The following is a 14,999-nucleotide window of genomic DNA, read 5'->3' as shown; positions in this document are numbered from 1 at the left end:
GTTTATCCCCCCTATCCTAATCTAGCGATCTCATTTACTGCTTTGCCCATACTATCATCGTAAGCTTTTAACACTCGTTGATTTAATTCAAAACTCCGGTATGCTTGAATCATATCGGTCATGGATTGCATCGGGTTAACATTAGAACTTTCAAGATAATTTTGCTGTACTGTAAATTCTGCACCTGAAGTATATGCATTCGCTGCTACCGCATCTCCTTCAAGTTGCAATAAATCATTCTCTCCTTTAATTAGGTCCTGAACATCCGCAATATAGGCAAGCCCAAGCTGAGTATTCAATCCTGCAGCTTGAACACCCCCCTCAGGAGTCACTGTGAAATCCAATCCATTTGTCTGAATTGGGTTTCCCGCCTGATTTAGAACATAATACCCTTCATTCGTCGTCAAATAACCTTCTGCGTCCACAGTGAAGTGACCATTTCGTGTATAACGTATCTCGCCCTCATTATTTTGGACTGTAAAGAAAATCCCACCTGTTTCATCAGGCTTTAATCCTTCAACAAGCGCCATGTCAGTAAATATACCTGTTTCTCTAATATCCCCTTGTGCAAAGTTTGGGATAGCTTCTTGCGCATATACTCCTGTAGTTAAACCGCCAATTACACGGTTTTCTGGAATTTTCAGCCCATTTTCAGTCGGTATGTTTTTTGACCCCATTTGTTGGAGCAATAACTCTGGAAACGAACGCAGAACAGCTTGATCTGCCTGATATCCAGGGGTATTCGCATTCGCTATATTATTTGATAATATTTCTTGTTGACGTTGCTGGGCAATCATTCCACTAGCTGCTGTATAAAATCCTCTTAACAAATGAAATCCTCCTTACCCAATCGAAGCTCTAGCTTCATTTAACCGATTTTCACTCGATCAATTTTATCAATATTCGCTAACATAATACCCGTTCCTTTGGCTACACAATTCATTGGCTCGTCCGCTACTAATACTGGAACTTTAAGCTCTTCTGCAAGTAACTGATCGATTCCATGAATCATTGCACCACCACCAGTTAAGATAACTCCGCGGTCAATAATATCAGCAGATAATTCCGGAGGTGTGCGCTCTAAAACAGACTTCGCTGCCTGTACAATAAGCGATACCGATTCTCGAAGCGCTTCTTCAATTTCTTCCGAACGAACTGTTATAGTTCTCGGGAGACCGCTTACCATATCACGGCCACGAATATCCAATTCTTCATTTCTAGAATCTTTAAATACAGTACCTACATTTATTTTAATATCTTCGGCAGTTCGTTCACCGATCAGCAATTTATACTTTTGTTTGATATACTGTAAAATATCATGATCAAACGTATCACCAGCAAGTTTAATCGATTCTGCTGTAACAATATCACCCATTGAGAGAACAGCTACATCCGTTGTTCCGCCACCAATATCAATTACCATATTTCCACTCGGCTGGAATATTTCCATTCCCGCTCCGATTGCTGCTACTTTCGGTTCTTCTTCCAAATACACTTTACGTCCGCCAGACTTTTCTGCTGCCTCTTTAATTGCTTTCTGTTCTACTTTTGTAATATTAGTAGGACAACATATTAACATTCTTGGCTTCGATAAAAATCCACGTACATTTATTTTATTTATAAAATGCTTAAGCATTGCTTCTGTCACATCAAAATCTGCTATAACGCCGTCTTTCAGTGGTCGAATCGCCTCAATATTCCCAGGCGTTCTTCCAACCATTAAATAAGCTTCCTCTCCAACTGCCAGTACTTTCCCCGCTGTACGGTCCATTGCTACGACAGCCGGTTCATTTAAAACAATTCCTTTTCCTTTTACGTGTATCAAAACATTTGCCGTTCCCAGGTCAATTCCAATATCTCTCGAAAACATTCGTTTCTAGTCCTCCTAACACAGATCGTTTCCCATTTTCCCACCTGTAAAATTGTATACTTCTAACATTACATTCTACCACAAAGTTATACAATAAACCGCAAAAATCTTAATAAATTTCATTTAACTTTAATTTAGTCCATTTTTTACCTTAAATACCATTAAAAATAACATGACAACACTATATTTATGCTAAGAATGAAAATAATGTGTTACGGATGAATATCTGATTTTTTAATAAAAAATTAGTTGATTGAACGTAATATGAGCGAGCTTCGCCTCGATTTGCGCGAGTTTTATGTTGCTTGCGCGACTTTCACGCCGATTGAGCGACTTCTACCGCAACTCGAGCAACTTTTACGCCGGTTGAGCGACTTTCAACTTAACTGGAGCAACTTTCACACTAATTGCGCGACTTCACCCATAACATGAGCCGAGTCAAGGATTAAAGGCTTATTGAAAATCGTACATAATTAGGGTAATCTAGGTTTATTGTATACATAATATAGAGTAGGTTTGAAAGGAGGAACTTGCGTGGAAAACGAGACGGGCGAACATGTAGAATCGCGAGTGATTCAAGTCCAGACTCAACCTAGTAATGGACTGGCAATAGCAGCTCTAGTAATTGGAATAATTGGTGTTGTATTAAACTGGATCCCGTTCATCCCTTATATTCTTGGACTTTTAGCAATCATCTTTGGAATTTTCGCTTTATCTGAACCAGTACGTCGTGGATTTTCAATTGCGGGAATTATTTTAGGAATCGTTACTTTCTTATTTAAAATTGGTTTTTGGATTATTGTTATTCTAAGTGCAGCAGCCTCGGCTTAGTGAGACTAAGCTGAGCTTTTTATTTTAAACATGAAAATTCCGACTTGAGAACATAGTAATTCTCAAGTCGGAATAATCTACCTAGTATATCCCATTTTTTGTGAAATGAGGGTGGATGTCTCAAGAATAAGCTTTTTTAACTCTGATTCTATTCGTTCTTTTGTTATCCGCATTTCAGGACCAGAAATACTAAAAGCTGCAATAATTTCACCGCGATGATTAAAAATTGGTGCGGCCATACAACGTATACCCTCTTCGTTTTCTATATCATCAATATCATATCCATCGGCTCTAATCTTCTCCAAACGTTTATATAGAGTCTCCGTATCTGTTATTGTTTTCGAAGTAAGTTTGGGCAGGCCTTTTTTACGAATGATGTTACTAATCTCTTCTTCGGTCATTCCAGATAATAGAATTTTTCCGACACCAGTACAATGCATCATACCTCTTTTTCCGATCCTAGAGTGCATTCGTATCGTATGGTTTCCTTCAAATTTATCAATATAAACTACTTCCCCATTTTCATGAATACATAAATGAACCGATTCGTTTGTAACATCGCTTAGGTGTTCTAAAGCATCTTTAGCATATGAGCGAATATCCAAATTTTCAAGAATAGAACTAGATATTTCAACTAATTTTAAACCAAGCAAATAATCATCATTCTCATTATTTTGTATAACATATCCCTTACTCATTAATGTAGTTAGTAAGCGATGGGTAGTACTTTTGGCTAAGTCTACCTTGTTTGATATTTCCTTGACACTCATTCCTCTTTGCGCTTGGGACAGCGTTTCTAAAATAATTAAAGCACGTTCTACAGATTGAACATTAGACATTGTTAACCTCTCCTATAATTGTTGAAAACCCTAATTTCATTATAATATAAACCGCAATAAAAAGAGCGATAAGCTAGCAATAATGAATACTAGACTGCATGCTTTATAAGCATTCGTGTATGATAATTTCTTTAATATATTAAAGTTCTTCAAAAACGATTAATTATAAGCATGCAAATTTATACTAAGGTTACCTGCCTATTTGAGTTAATTCATAGTAAACAACAAAGTTTCTTTTACTAGAATTGTTTTCAACTGATCAAAAAGTCACAATAACTTATCTTACCTTCTATTTTTGTTCTAACCCCGAATCACTAAAGTAATCTTCAGTAATCTTATCATTAGCCTCATTTTGGGTCAATAAGCTTACAATAATTAATAACAGTGTATTTGCGATCATTCCCCAAAACATTGGGACAATTCCAAAAGGTGATGCAATTGGTCCAAAGTTAAAGAATAACGATACAAAAACTCCTACGAGCAACCCTGTAATAGCTCCTTGCTTTGTAACTTTTCTCCAAAATAAAACAGCAATAATCAGCGGGAAAAATTGGGAAACTCCTCCATATGCCTGTGCTAGTATTGTCCACAAAAATTGCGGTTTAGTTAACGATAGAAAATATGCCATTATTGAAATAAAAACAATAATAAGTCTTGTTACTTTTAGTATGTCTTTTTCACTTTTCTTCTTCTTAGAAATTTTAGAATAAAAGTCTTTTGAAATTAGAACACCTTCCGCATGAATCAAACTATTTACGGTAGAAAGTGACGCTGCAATTCCTCCTGCACCTAAAACCCCAATCATCCAAACAGGTGCATACATTTTTACCAATTCTAAGAGTGCAGTATCGGCAACCTGTAAATCTGGTAGTAGAATAGCAGCTGCAACCGCTCCAATTACAATAGGCAATTGTGCAATTAAACTAGCAAAAATTACGAGAGAACCAACTTTTCTTACTGACTGTACAGAATCCGAGGAATATATTCTCATAAACATATGTGGCCACATATACCCACCTAAACCGATCACCCATGCCATCGAGATGAAATAGGACCAACTTACACCTTCAGGTCCAGGTAAAGTTAATAAATCCGGAACTTTTAATTCTGCTTCGCTGAAAAGATTCGGGATGGATCCGAAACCTTTATATGCCACTAAAAGAACAGCTGACCAAATACTAATTAAAAAGACAATTCCCATGAATACGTCTGTCCAAGCAACACTTCGTACTCCACCAAAATAAATAAAAATAAGACATATCGATAATCCAATTAATAAACCTAACCAATATGGGATTTTCCCATCAGTAAATACTTCTAAAATATAACCAGTTCCTACCATTTGAATAACGATGTAAGGAATCATGAATACTATCCCAACAAGACTAGATGCGTATCCTAAAAAGTCACTTTTAAATCGGTCCGCAAATAATTCTGCTTGGGTAGTATATAATTTCCTGTCACTAACTTCCTTAATTTTAGGTCCAAGAAAGAAGAATACCAGACCAGCAATTGCACTACTTGTGAAACCGAAGACCCACTCTAGTCCCTTCGTATAAACCTCTGCAACTGCTCCCAAGAATAGTGACGAACTATACCATGTCGCCATAGTAGTAAAGAAAATTAATACTACTCCCAACCCACGCTTACCGAGCGTATATTCATCAATTGAAAGTGTTTTGTTTTCTTTTTTACCTAAGATTGCAGGAATTAACCCGACACCTAATGTCATAAATAAAAATGCAAATATTATTATTATTACTGTCAAAAGTAACACCCTCTCGTATTAACTTATATATTCTTTTCTAATTGCTTTCTTCTTTGTTTGCTATTCTTGTGTAAACAATAGATAGGATAAATAGCATTGTCGGCCAGAATATGTTCCAAAAGAAGAAAAATGGAAGACCTAACACAAATGGCCTTATATTATTTGCTAACATTACAATAGGAGTGGCAGTCATACAAACAGATATAACAATTAATAAAATGACAATTTGTTTTGATTTTTTATTACTCAAGTTTACAACCTCCTAATAACAATTCTTTGAATTTTATATAATTTATAAAATAAGTTGCTAACGTTTTCAGAATTACTAACTGAATTAATCTTCTATTTCTACAATTATTTCAACTTCTACTGGAGTATTAAATGGCAGCTCATTAGTACCAATAGCAGACCGTGCATGCTTCCCTTTATCTCCAAATACCTCCAAAAATAAATCGGAAGCACCATTCATAACATAAGGTTGTTCTTTAAATTCATCATCACTTTGTACAAATCCTAATACTTTTACAATTTTTTTTACTTTATCTAAATCACCTAAGTGCCATTTAAGAACCGATATGCAGTTAATGGCGCATTGTCTTGCTGCTTCTTTTCCTTGATCAACGGTTAATTCTCTACCTAATTTCCCCTCTAATATTAGCTCACCTTTAACTCGGCAATCTTGACCAGATGTATACACTACGTTTCCTACTTGAGTAGCTGGGGTGTATGAAAACTTTGGTGTTCCTATTTCTTCTAACGTAATCCCTAATTCTTTTAATCTATTTTCAATTAACATAAATAACGCTCCTTTTAATTTAAATTATTTTCCTTGTAGTAATTTCAGTGCTAGGTCAATAAAGGTTTGTGATGCATCAATTACTTGTTGAACCTCAACAAATTCATCTACAACATGTGCCTGATTTAATGAGCCCGGACCATAAATAATAGTTGGTATACCCTTATATATAGATAAAAATGGTGCCTCGCATGTCGCTCCGAAAGCCTCTACTTTTGCCTCTTTTGAATAGCGTTCCTCTATTACTTTCTGCAAACTTTTAACTAATTCATGTTTCATTGAAATATTAGTTGCTGGGATAAATAAATAGTTTTCTAATTCATAATCAATATTATTTTTTTCAGCAACATTTTGTAATACATTTTCCATTTTCATTAATACGTCTTCTTCTGTTTCCCCATCTAGCAGCCTGCGATCAATCTCAATCTCACATTTACTTGGAACGATATTAATTGCTGTGCCACCCTTAATTTCCGTAACAGTTAATGAGGCGTTTCCAAGTACGGGATCCTTTTTACTCTTAATTTCTTTATTTAAATTTTCTAGCGCTGAGAGTAAGATAGACATATTAATAATTGCATTATTATCATTATCTTTAACTTTTGCCGCATGCATTGGTATACCATTCGTTCTTAATCGATACCTAGCGACACCTTTATGGGCAATACAAATATTCAAATCGGTAGGTTCACTAATCACAGCATAGTCTGCACTTACATCTTCTTTTAAAAATTCGCGCATTCCAAGATTTTCACGTTCTTCGTCGACATTGAAAAAGAGTATTAATTTTCCTTTAAATGGACTGCCCATTCTTTTTAAAACAATAGCGGAGTAAATCATTGCAGCTACACCTGATTTCATATCAGCAGCTCCTCTGCCATAGAGCTTACCGTCCCGGACAACGCTTTCAAATGGATTACTTTTCCACCCCTCACCTGCGGGCACAACATCCAAGTGCCCATTGTATAATAATGTTGGCCCGCTTTGGCTTCCAGTTAGCTCAGCATAGACATTTGGTCTACCATCTGCAACCCACTTCAATTTAGCTTCTATTCCATTCTCTATAAGTAGATCTTTAACATAGCGAGCAGCTGACTCTTCGGTATTAATTGGATATTCACTTTTGTGATAAATTAACGTTTGTAAAATCTCCAATAATTCCTCTGAATTAAAGTGATCACTAAAGCTTTGTAACTTACTACTTTCCCTCACTAACCCACCTCCTTTAATAGTTCTTACCTTTAGCGTCTATACTGATTTCCCTTATATACTCTCCATTTTTGAAAGCATGTACAGATTCATTTAAATTAGGAATTACACAGGAATGATTGGGAACTATTTCAATCTGATCCCCTATTTCAAAGCTATATTTTTCAGGATCAAATCTAAGGTAACCATGTTCTTCATTAAGATTTACAATTTCCACTTCAGGTTTTCCAAGAATAAATCCATAATTACTTCCAGCTACTGATAAATCACTTGTTAACGTTTTTGAACCAGCATCAATTGTTGCATGTCCAGGTAGCGGTATACTAACAATCGTAGAACGAATTCTAAGTGCACATTCCTCCGGTGAATAGATACCATGTGAAACTGCATTAATATCTCCAAACACATAGTTACCTGCTCGGCTTTCTGAAATACCTTTTAATTGTTCTGCATAAAAGGAAGAAAGCGTCGAACCCCCAGATGTTATTTCCACTTCAATACCATTTAAATTTAGAAGTTCCTTATTCTCTAGCAAAAGTTCAGCCTCTCGTTTTGCTTCTTGTTTCACTTCCTCTTCAGAATCAAAACTATAAATTTGCCCTACATATGTGAATAGTCCTTTAAGTTCTATACCTGGTAATTTTAATAATTCCTTAGCAAAGTCCAGCGTGTCTTTTCCTGATTGAACTCCTCCTCGATGACTGCCACCATCTATTTCAATTAAAACTTCAATCTTGTTACCTGCTGACTCTCCTACTTTTGATAATCCTTGTGCAACAACTAAGCTATCAGCAATTGTTCGGATAGTAGTTTTTTCAACTAACTTTTCTAGCCTAGCAAGCTTATCTTGTCCAACGATTGGATAAGCCAATAAAATATTTTTAATTCCTGCATTTACAAATACTTCTGCTTCAGATAATTTTGCACATGTAATTCCTTTTGCACCTGCTGCAAGCTGTTTACGTGCAATCTCGATACTTTTATGTGTTTTAATATGTGGCCAATGTTCTATTCCTGAATTACTTAAGCGACTTTCCATTAGCTCGATATTTTTATCCAATTTAGTCAAATCAACATATACATATGGTGTACTTAATATAGGATTCGTCATTAATAATTCCTCCGTTTCTTTACTTGTTTTCAACTTTTTTTGAACTTAGCTTTTTTTAAAAAACATTTTCATTGGAGGCTGGAAAAAAGTCGTCATTACTTTCCCATTGCCCCACATACCTTTAATTCATAAATTACCAGCCAGTTTTATGCTAGAAAAATCCATTCAATTATTTACATGTCCTGTTTCGATTGCTTGTATAAATTGTTTGCTTTTCATCGTAATGTTCTCTAAGAAATCACTTTTTGTTTCTTCTTTTAAATCAACTAACGAACCACCAACACCAACAGCAATCGCTCCTGCTTTTATAAATTCATGGGCATTATCCAAGTCAATTCCACCTGTAGGTATTAATGGAATATGTGGTAGTGGTCCCTTTATATCCTTTAAGTATCTTGACCCCAATACAGATGCTGGGAAAATCTTCACTGCATCTGCACCAGCTTCAACAGCTGATAATACTTCAGTTGGACTAAAGGCTCCCGGGACGCTAAAAACACCATAGCGTTTAGTCATCTCAATCGTTTTTTCATTTACCGTAGGAGAGAAAACAAATGCAGAACCTGCCATTATAGCAGATCTTGCTGTTTCAGGATCTAATACCGTTCCGGCACCAACTAATACCTTCTCCCCTAGTTCCGTTCTTATTTTTTCTATAATTTGTAATGCCTTTGGGGTTTCCATTGTTATTTCTAACGTAGTAATTCCCCCTTGATACAATGCATTTGCAATATCAAGAGCATTATCTAAACGAAGTCCACGAAGTACAGCAATTACTCGAGAAGCTTCTAACTGATTTAATATATTCATTTTCTTCACCTCATCTGGAAACATCTACATCATTATGATTTAAAAATCTCTCTAATTCTTCTCTATAAGGCAACCCTTCAAAATCTCCATTTACCATGGTAACGAGGGCTCCAACCGCATTTCCTCTTTCAACTGCTTCATGAATAGACAATTTATCTAATAGTCCTGATATAAACCCAGCGGCAAATCCATCACCAGCACCCACAGGATCTATTACATTTTTTACATAAAAACCAGGTACATGATGAAACTCTTTATTCGTTGAATAATATGCCCCCTTTTCTCCATCCTTCATAACCACTATTGAAACCCCGCGATTACGAAAATACTCCCCAATCTTTTCGGGTTGTTCCTCATCAGTTAAAAAGGTTGCTTCACTTAAGCCTGGAAGGAATATATCTGATTGTAAGGCAATTTGTAGCAAAACTTCCTTTGCCAGATCTTTGCTCCATAATTTCTGTCTAATATTAGGATCAAATATAATTTTCGTTCCATTTTTTTTGGCAATCTCAATCGCTTTTAAAGTCATCTTATAAGCACTTTCACTCAAAGCCGGAGTAATACCTGTTAAGTGCAAATACTTGGCTTTTGATAAATATTCTTCATCTAAATCCTCTTCTGACATATAGCTTGCAGCCGAAAATTTCCGATAATATTGTACACGAACATCCGCTGCATGACGTAATTCCTTGATATAAATACCTGTTTGTGCATGTTTATCTATTGATACTTGACTGACATCAATACCTTCTCCACGAATAAATGATAGGATAAATTTCCCTAATTCATCATTCCCTAATCGACTCACCCAACCGACTGAGTATCCCAATCTAGTAAGTCCTATTGCGACATTACTTTCCGCTCCCCCTAACTTCTTTGAAAATGAACCTCCATATCGAATCGTAGAATCCGATGTAAATAAAGCCATTGTTTCTCCTATTGTCACAACATCCAATATTCAACCATTCCTCTCTTATATCTTTAATCGATAAAATTGAATACAGTTTCAAAACATCAAAAAGTTTACGTTTCCATTACGCCATTCCACATTACGGAATAGCGTTCCAATTTATAAGTTAAAATAATTATAAAACCCTAAGACATACTTGTCAATAAATTTAAGAAGGAACTTTGCGAATCTAATCCAATCAAAAGGAATGAAAACTTACTATACAACTACCATGTCCCATCTTATAAAAAGATTGATTTATCTTGAAAAACAAGTTAACAGATCTAGTAGTATTATTTCGTAGTTAAATTACAATATCTATGCTTATTTTGAGAATCAGCTGGATAATCGTTCTAACTTTTAAATAAACTTCTCTATAAAAATTAAACTCCAGCTAGGGTTTTCCCCAGCTGGATAAGTAAACAGATACAAAAAACAATCTCTTCGATCAATCTCCTCCTCTTAATCTAAATTTGATTAAAAATTTACTCTGGCTGTCTTTCACGTTCCATCCTGTATTTTTCTCTTGTTGCTTCACCTCCTCGAATATGTCGAATTGATTTGTGATATTCCAAAATTTCTTTAACTTGTTTTGCAAGTTCCGCATTTATTTCCGGTAAACGTTCTGTTAAATCTTTATGAACCGTGCTTTTCGAAACACCAAATTCTTTTGCTATCATTCGGACAGTCTTTCTCGTCTCTATAACATAATTCCCTATCCTGATAGTCCTTTCTTTGATGTAATCATGCACACCGTTCGCCTCCCTATGTTGATTTTCTGAGGTGTTAAGTGAGACAAGGTGCGGTGTCAACATGTTATTACGATTAGACAAAGATGAGTAAAAAATCTATTTCTTCTTTTATTCCCAACCAATAATATTTGTTATGATTATCCGAAGATCGACTATTTATAGGCCCTTACGATGTCACTGTCTATTTCCAGACGAAAAACTAACTGTAACTTACATTTATGTATCCCTGCTATCTTATCGATAAATTTCTTACGTTACAGCTTGTGCTTTTCTCAATTAACTGATTAAAACGTGACTTGGAGCCCTTTTTACATAGTCATGTACCATATTTAAATCTGAAATTCTAATTTTTTAGCAGTATAAGGGAAATAAACAAACGAAAGATATAACAATCTTTTTTCCTTTTATGACAGATATTCACTAACTCGCACCCCAGATATTAAGCGATTACTCTGTTAATCATATTTTATTAATAAGCTTTTTTGTTTATGATTAAATTTAAGCTTTTCTCAGAAAGGACAAGGAGTTTAATTGAATTTTTAAAATCAAGACCGCTTTTTCTAATTAAAACTTTTTTATCAAAGCATAAAAAAAAGCCCCTTTAAATAAGGGGGCTATAAACCGTGTTTACTTTTTTATACTGGGATAGAGAAAGATAAATCTTTACTTGCTTCTGAATCTTCTTCTTTATTCTCTTGCTCTGAATCCATCTCCGCGTCTGAATCTGATTCCTCTTCTTTTCCTTGATCTTCTTCATTCGCATCTGTTTCTTCTGTATTTTCTTCTTCAGCTTCAGGCTCCGCTTTCTCTTCAACGTCAAAATCTACTAATTTACTCAAAGGCTCATTGAAAAACTCTTCAGGATTTACTTCTGCTTCACCTTTACGAATTTCAAAATGAACATGCGTGCCACTTTCTTCACTGAATAAATTTTTCCCAGCCGTTCCAATTTGCTCGCCTTGTTTTACATCAGTACCAGGTTCGACAGATACTTCTCCTAAACTTGCATAATACGTCATGATGTCTTCTCCGTGAGACATGACAACTACATTTCCGAGAAGTGGATCTTCTTTAACTTCTGTAACTGTTCCACTTAAGGAAGCTACGACATCAAAAGATTCTCCGTCACTGGATGCAATATCGACTCCTGTACTCTGATAGTAGCGATTATTATATAGCGTCAAACCTTTTTCTTGGTCTTCTTGTTCTGCGTTGTAATCGTAAAATTTAGTTACTATTTCTGTTTGCACCGCATCATCTACAGGCATCTTAATAATCTCTTGCTGTTGCAGGACAGATTTTGCCTCCTCATCAAATTCATTTTGATTGTAGCCATCTGTTCCCTCAATCTCATCTAGCCCCTCTATTAATTTACTTTGTGCGTTTTGGTACCAGACAACTCCTGTTAGAAGAAATGCTGCAATTACAATGTATAACGCTGGGAAAAACCATTTCTTCTTGAAAATACGAGTCCACTTATTTTTGGATTCGTTTGGAAATTCTTTCATGTTTATCACCTCATCAACCATTGTGAACAGAATCTAAAAATTATATACATTTATTTACTAGTTTTTTCTCAATATTTTCCTTTCCCATAAATATTGCTACTATTTTGCAAGAGTTGTTGATGTAATGTAAAAAGCAAACGTCTTTTTATCAAAGAAACGATGAACAATATTAGAAGTATGACAGTTTCAGAAATATACTTCTCGTTTCAACGGGCACGGCTATCTGATTGTGTAACTCCTCATTCCTTAATCGCTTTAAAGTGCCTCAGCTAATAAATCCAAATATTATTTTCCTAATATTTCTATTAGATTGAGAGAGAGCCGTACACAAACAAGTATTCCAATCTTTTACATTATTTGTTAAACTATTACTAACAACTAGACGGGGCGTACATACTTTTTAAAAAATCAAATTAGAGAGGATGAATTTTTTGAGAAAATGGAAAAAGCAATCGCAGGCACTCTTATTGATGATGATGTTCTTACTCATCTTTGCACCGATGTCTGCAATTGCTGAAACTGAGGAAAATGAGAAAGTCGTGTATGTTGCACTTGGGGATTCCTTAGCGGAAGGATTATTATCTGATGGTAAATCATTTAGTATTGGATATGTCGGTAATATCGCCCTTGATCTCGAAGATAGAGGATATGAAGTTTTAACCGAAAATTATGGTGTATCTGGTTTTACATCTTTGCAAGTTCTTGATCAATTAAGTTCTGTCGAAGAGCTGCCAGATGCTGATATTATTACGCTAAGTGTCGGAGCAAATGATATATTACCACTTGTTAATACGATTCCTTTTGACAAATTCGATCCGCGATTTATGGATCCAGATGCCGTACAGAAAATTATGCAGGATGCTGCTGTGGCAACTGAACAAAAAGCAGTGAAAGAAAAATCCGTAGTGGAAAGTATAAGTACAATAAAAAACGCACTTACAGATATTGCAACTGAAATTGAAGTAACCCGTACTGCTTTAGAAGATTTAAATGAAGAATCAAACGATCTGACTGAAATCATCGATGATCTCACTGCTGCTACGGAAAATATTATTTTGCTGCAAGATCATTTAAGCGAGATGGAACAGACAATGCGAATCGAAGAGGAAGAAAAACTGCGAACATTGTTAGAAGATACTTCCGCATTATTGACTTCAGTTTCTACTAAAATCGATGACATAGAGCTTCCAGAAGAACATATAAATATTGTGACACATATTACAAATGCTTTAAATTCTTTAAAAGAAACAGACGGACTATTAGACAATCTGAAAGAAAATCTAAAAGAATTTGAAGAAGCAAAAATATACGCTGAAAAAGCGAACGAATTAGCTTCAAATGCAAAACAGTTTGTTCAAACTTTACAGACATTTGAAGATACACTTGCAAAAGTTGGCGAAAATATCGGTGGAATTTTATCTTTTATCCGTTCTGTAAATCCGGATGCTAATATTTATGTGATGGGATATTATAATGCCTTACCTTTTTTAGAACCTATCATTACCGGTCCGTTATTAGGCGGATTAAATGAGGCTATTCAAACGCCAACTACCCATTTTAAAGCAACATTCGTACCTACGGAAAGTTTTTTTACTGGTCACTATAATGATTACTTAGACAATCAGCCGAATATCCATCCGAACGAAGCGGGATACAGAGCATTGGCTGATGCGTTTATAGAAAAAATCAGAGCGGATTATCCAACAAGGAAAGTGGAACCACCAGAACCTGAAGATCCTAATAACGGAGACCCAATCGAGAAACCAGATGAAGATGAAGACCTTTCTCCTATAAAAGACTCCAACGACGATAAAGACAATACAAATGACAAAGAGGAGCAAGATCTCACTGTAACTGTAGATAAAAAAGATAACCAGCTGCCTAAAACTGCTACAAACAACTATAATCTTTTACTGATCGGTGTACTACTATCTTCAATTGGGCTTTGTATCCATGTCATTAATCGGAAAAACCATGTTATATAATAAATTTAAGAGAGCGGAGTGCATCCGCTCTCTTTTTATTTACCACAATTTAGGCAAAGTTCCTCTTGCATTATAAATAATTTACTATATAATTAAGTTGACTTAACTATTTAAGGAGGTAAATAATTAAGTGAAAAGAATATATGAAATAGTTAAAGAAATTAATGATACTACTCAGTCTGTTAATACTCTAATTTATCAAAAGTATAACAAACTACTCGACGAAAATATTCCATCTGCGCAAGATCTACTATTAACAACCATCCACCAACATAAGGAACTAACCATTCGCGAAATCGCTGAAAAATTAAAAATTACACCAAGTGCAGCAAGTCAACAAGTCTCAAAACTGGCAAATCTCAACTATGTTAATCGGGAAATTAATGAAAAAAATAGACGCGAAATCCTTGTCACCTTATCGCGTAAAGGAGTTGAATATATCGATAAACAAGAAAAAGTTGAGCGGATCATTACGGAGAAACTATATGCGAAAATAGGCGAAGAGAAATTAATTGCGTTTCGCGACATCTTACTCGATATAAAACAAGTTGCAGAAGATGAATTTAAATAA

Annotated in this window: 15 protein-coding genes; 3 read left to right on the top strand and 12 right to left on the bottom strand. The window is 35.2% G+C overall.

The genetic code is table 11. The annotated features are described in order from the left end of the window. Nucleotides 1-11: 11 nt before the first annotated feature. Nucleotides 12-830 carry a flagellar hook-basal body protein gene (locus SPD48_RS19070; protein ID WP_336259734.1) on the bottom strand — a complete coding sequence of 273 codons (819 nt, stop codon included), beginning with the start codon at nt 828-830 and terminating at the stop codon, nt 12-14. Between the two features lie 38 nt (nt 831-868). Further along, on the bottom strand, nt 869-1,870 hold the full coding sequence (locus tag SPD48_RS19065) for a rod shape-determining protein (protein WP_336259733.1): 1,002 nt from the start codon (nt 1,868-1,870) through the stop codon (nt 869-871). Nucleotides 1,871-2,404: 534 nt separating this feature from the next. Between SPD48_RS19065 and SPD48_RS19060 the strand changes: the two genes are divergently transcribed. Beyond that, nucleotides 2,405-2,701: a DUF4190 domain-containing protein gene (locus tag SPD48_RS19060; RefSeq protein WP_336259732.1), complete on the top strand. Its 297-nt coding sequence runs from the start codon at nt 2,405-2,407 to the stop codon at nt 2,699-2,701. A gap of 77 nt (nt 2,702-2,778) precedes the next feature. On the opposite strand, the gene SPD48_RS19055 is transcribed toward SPD48_RS19060, so the two are convergent. The 10 genes from SPD48_RS19055 to SPD48_RS19010 all read right to left on the bottom strand — a co-directional run bounded on the left by SPD48_RS19055 (nt 2,779) and on the right by SPD48_RS19010 (nt 12,443). Further along, complete coding sequence (locus SPD48_RS19055; protein WP_336259731.1) at nt 2,779-3,540, bottom strand: IclR family transcriptional regulator; 762 nt, start codon at nt 3,538-3,540, stop codon at nt 2,779-2,781. A gap of 289 nt (nt 3,541-3,829) precedes the next feature. Further along, entirely contained in the window at nt 3,830-5,308 is a 1,479-nt protein-coding gene (locus tag SPD48_RS19050) for a sodium:solute symporter family protein (protein ID WP_336259730.1), read from the bottom strand. Between the two features lie 37 nt (nt 5,309-5,345). Then, nucleotides 5,346-5,558 carry a hypothetical protein gene (locus SPD48_RS19045; RefSeq protein WP_336259729.1) on the bottom strand — a complete coding sequence of 71 codons (213 nt, stop codon included), beginning with the start codon at nt 5,556-5,558 and terminating at the stop codon, nt 5,346-5,348. A gap of 84 nt (nt 5,559-5,642) precedes the next feature. Continuing rightward, nucleotides 5,643-6,104 carry a RidA family protein gene (locus tag SPD48_RS19040; RefSeq protein WP_336259728.1) on the bottom strand — a complete coding sequence of 154 codons (462 nt, stop codon included), beginning with the start codon at nt 6,102-6,104 and terminating at the stop codon, nt 5,643-5,645. A 24-nt stretch (nt 6,105-6,128) separates the two neighbouring features. Then, the gene (locus SPD48_RS19035) at nt 6,129-7,316 is read right to left on the bottom strand and encodes a M20 family metallopeptidase (RefSeq protein ID WP_336259727.1); all 1,188 of its coding nucleotides are present in this window, start codon (nt 7,314-7,316) and stop codon (nt 6,129-6,131) included. 13 nt (nt 7,317-7,329) lie between these two features. Then, entirely contained in the window at nt 7,330-8,424 is a 1,095-nt protein-coding gene (locus SPD48_RS19030) for an alanine racemase (protein ID WP_336259726.1), read from the bottom strand. Nucleotides 8,425-8,589: 165 nt separating this feature from the next. Then, entirely contained in the window at nt 8,590-9,234 is a 645-nt protein-coding gene (locus SPD48_RS19025; RefSeq protein WP_336259725.1) for a bifunctional 4-hydroxy-2-oxoglutarate aldolase/2-dehydro-3-deoxy-phosphogluconate aldolase, read from the bottom strand. Between the two features lie 10 nt (nt 9,235-9,244). Continuing rightward, a complete protein-coding gene (locus SPD48_RS19020) occupies nt 9,245-10,189 on the bottom strand; it encodes a sugar kinase (RefSeq protein ID WP_336259724.1) in 945 nt (314 codons plus the stop codon). A 479-nt stretch (nt 10,190-10,668) separates the two neighbouring features. Beyond that, nucleotides 10,669-10,935, bottom strand: a complete 267-nt coding sequence (gene spoIIID / locus SPD48_RS19015) for a sporulation transcriptional regulator SpoIIID (protein ID WP_336259723.1) — start codon at nt 10,933-10,935, stop codon at nt 10,669-10,671. Nucleotides 10,936-11,570: 635 nt separating this feature from the next. Further along, complete coding sequence (locus SPD48_RS19010) at nt 11,571-12,443, bottom strand: M23 family metallopeptidase (RefSeq protein WP_336259722.1); 873 nt, start codon at nt 12,441-12,443, stop codon at nt 11,571-11,573. A 431-nt stretch (nt 12,444-12,874) separates the two neighbouring features. Here SPD48_RS19010 and SPD48_RS19005 point away from each other — a divergent pair, with 431 nt between their 5' ends. Together SPD48_RS19005 and SPD48_RS19000 are read left to right on the top strand one after the other, a co-directional pair. After that, entirely contained in the window at nt 12,875-14,428 is a 1,554-nt protein-coding gene (locus tag SPD48_RS19005) for a GDSL-type esterase/lipase family protein (RefSeq protein WP_336259721.1), read from the top strand. Nucleotides 14,429-14,558: 130 nt separating this feature from the next. Beyond that, nucleotides 14,559-14,999: a MarR family winged helix-turn-helix transcriptional regulator gene (locus SPD48_RS19000; RefSeq protein WP_336259720.1), complete on the top strand. Its 441-nt coding sequence runs from the start codon at nt 14,559-14,561 to the stop codon at nt 14,997-14,999.

Origin of the sequence: Pseudogracilibacillus sp. SE30717A, from assembly GCF_037071985.1 — a bacterium.
GTDB lineage: Bacteria > Bacillota > Bacilli > Bacillales > Amphibacillaceae > Pseudogracilibacillus.
This window is presented reverse-complemented; position numbering and strand designations above follow the sequence as displayed.